Consider the following 2,162-nt stretch of genomic DNA (forward strand, 5'->3'; position numbering starts at 1 on the left):
CCTTGGTGGATAGATGGCGCACACCTTCGCCACCGCGACCTCCAGCCCGCCGATGGTGTTGTGATCACCGGTTTCCGCACCATGCTCGTCGCCCTCGGCGCCGGCGCCGTCGCCGGAATCGGGCTGTACTACACGCACCGCACTCACCAGCACGCCGACAAGCTGTACGAGCACAGCCAGGAACAATTCACCCACGCCCGCGAGAAGGACCGCGAACAGGCCGAGTTGACCCGTGAGAGTCAGGTCACCGACCGCTATGTGCAGGCGATCAAACTCCTTGGCTCACCCAACATCACTGAGCGGCTCGGCGGAATGTACAGCCTTGAACGGATCATGCGGGATTCAGAGAAGGATCACGCCACGGTCGTTGAGGTACTCGCAGCCTTCGTGCGCCAGCATGCTCGGATCTTGCGACTGGAGCCGGATGGCTCTGACCCAAACCCTCCCAGAGCAAGACCAGAGGAAGACGTCCAGGCCGCACTCACAGTGCTGGGGCGGCGCCCGGTCCGCAAGGAGGGATTTCTCATCGACTTGTCACATACCGACCTTCGCGGGGTGGACCTACTCGAGGCGCGCATGCAAGGCGTCAGCTTTGCTGCTGCTTGGCTGGACGGCGCAAACCTCAGCGCCATCAATCTTGAAGGCGCTTACTTGGAAAGTGTCCGACTCGACGGAGCGGTTCTGGCTGAAGCGCACCTGGATAGCGCTGACCTCTCGGATGCCCAATGCGGGAAGGCGACCTTCCTGGACGCGAGTCTCAAGTCAGTGCAGTTGCGGGGCGTAGACCTTTCGGAGACCTCGACCTTGACTGCGGAACAACTCCTGCCAGCGATCCTCAGATCCTCGACAAAGCTCCCGGAGCGGCTGGCCGGCCATCCCGCGCTTCTCGATCGCATCTCACAGGTCGAGAGTCCATCGAGGCGAGCGCACCCGGCGTTCCGCGCCCGGGTCCAGGAAGAGACGACGGCCTGATGCAACTGGCGAGAGCGGCAGCTCTCACCAGCCTGAGGAAGGCCAGGTCAGGCATGACCGTCCGGGCGTCGCGTCCTTGCGGGCAGGGGGATGTAGCGGGAGACCAAGCGGTACAGGAGGTGGAATCCCTCTACCCGCTGCCAGCACGTGTCGGGGTCCTCGACGTCTGCCCACTTCGACCAGAGCCTTCCGGGGCCGAGTAACTGCTGGGCACTGTCGGTGCCGTTGATGGCGTCGATGTGCTGGAGGGAGCCGAGGGCCCATTCCTGGTCTAGCGGCAGTCAGGTCGCCGTAGCCACCAGTGCAGGTAGCTCACGAGCAGGGCGGCGTCGTCAGGGGTGCCGAAGCGCGCCAGGGCAAAGCAGTAGCCCTGCCCCGCGAAGGGAAACTGGCTCTTCAACAGCAGGTCACCGAGGCACTCACGGAACTGCGTGCGGCGGTCGAAGCCGGCGAGCCATCCGGCCACAAGGCGCCCTCGCCAGTTCATCTTGAGCAATGTGGTCAGGTCTTCATCCGTCGCTTCATGGGCCGCAGTGACCAAGGACTGGAAGAAGGCCGGCTTCTTCGGCTCCGGTATTCGCTCGACGTTTCCGTGCAGGAGTTTCATGTACCGGTCGGGTGCCTCGTCGGGCGTCACGTACCGCTGGAAGAGGCCCAGCTGGTGATCGGTGTAGAGAGGGTGCTCCATCCAGACATCCTCGTCCATGGCCCCTGCGGGCCAAGGTGAGGGACCAAGGATACGAGGGCCTGCCCAGGCAGTCACCGTCCGGCCTCACCGTCCCCGACGGCTTCGCCCACAAGCCGCTGCACAACCGCTGGCACACAGGCCTGCCCGGCGGCCACGGGCCACCTGCAGACTCAGCACAGCACCTCTGACTGAGGACGAAGGCTCAGCTCCACCATTCGCTCCGGCGTCGGGCATGATTCCCACCGTGCATGAAGACCAGGACCATAGCGGGCGGGTGCGGTACACGCTGACCGAGACGGAGCACGATCATGTCTGGGGTGTTTGTGCCGAGGCGGAGGGGCTGTTCGGGGGGCCCCGGCGCGGTACGTACGAACTGTTCGGCTGGGTTCCGGAAGGGGCCGAGGTGCGCGGCTGGGTCGGCAGCCGGGTGTGGCTGGTGCCGGAAGACGGGACGTCCTATCCCTGGCTCCTGGAAGACGCGGAGAGCCTTGGGCAGCACTCC

3 protein-coding genes and 1 pseudogene are annotated in these 2,162 nt (G+C 64.9%); 2 read left to right on the forward strand and 2 right to left on the reverse strand.

Features of this window, described 5'->3' with window-relative positions:
• On the forward strand, nucleotides 1–972 hold a 972-nt coding region (locus tag AB0F13_RS27790), incomplete at its 5' end, for a pentapeptide repeat-containing protein (RefSeq protein ID WP_362087947.1).
• 47 nt (nucleotides 973–1,019) lie between these two features.
• On the opposite strand, the gene AB0F13_RS27795 is transcribed toward AB0F13_RS27790, so the two are convergent.
• On the reverse strand, nucleotides 1,020–1,253 hold the full coding sequence (locus tag AB0F13_RS27795; protein WP_362087953.1) for a DUF6000 family protein: 234 nt from the start codon (nucleotides 1,251–1,253) through the stop codon (nucleotides 1,020–1,022).
• The gene (locus tag AB0F13_RS27800) at nucleotides 1,244–1,678 is read right to left on the reverse strand and encodes a DUF6000 family protein (protein ID WP_362087950.1); all 435 of its coding nucleotides are present in this window, start codon (nucleotides 1,676–1,678) and stop codon (nucleotides 1,244–1,246) included. The genes AB0F13_RS27795 and AB0F13_RS27800 overlap by 10 nt, the downstream gene beginning before the upstream one ends.
• A gap of 214 nt (nucleotides 1,679–1,892) precedes the next feature.
• On the opposite strand from AB0F13_RS27800, the pseudogene AB0F13_RS27805 reads away from it, so the two are divergent.
• Nucleotides 1,893–2,162 (forward strand): annotated as a pseudogene (locus AB0F13_RS27805) (hypothetical protein); the annotation flags it as partial.

The sequence above is a fragment of the Streptomyces sp. NPDC026206 genome (assembly GCF_040638465.1).
GTDB lineage: Bacteria > Actinomycetota > Actinomycetes > Streptomycetales > Streptomycetaceae > Streptomyces.

Excerpts from the sequence above, each read along its gene's own strand:
- AB0F13_RS27800 (WP_362087950.1), bottom strand. The coding sequence starts at position 1,678 with ATGGACGAGGATGTCTGGATGGAGCACCCTCTCTACACCGATCACCAG.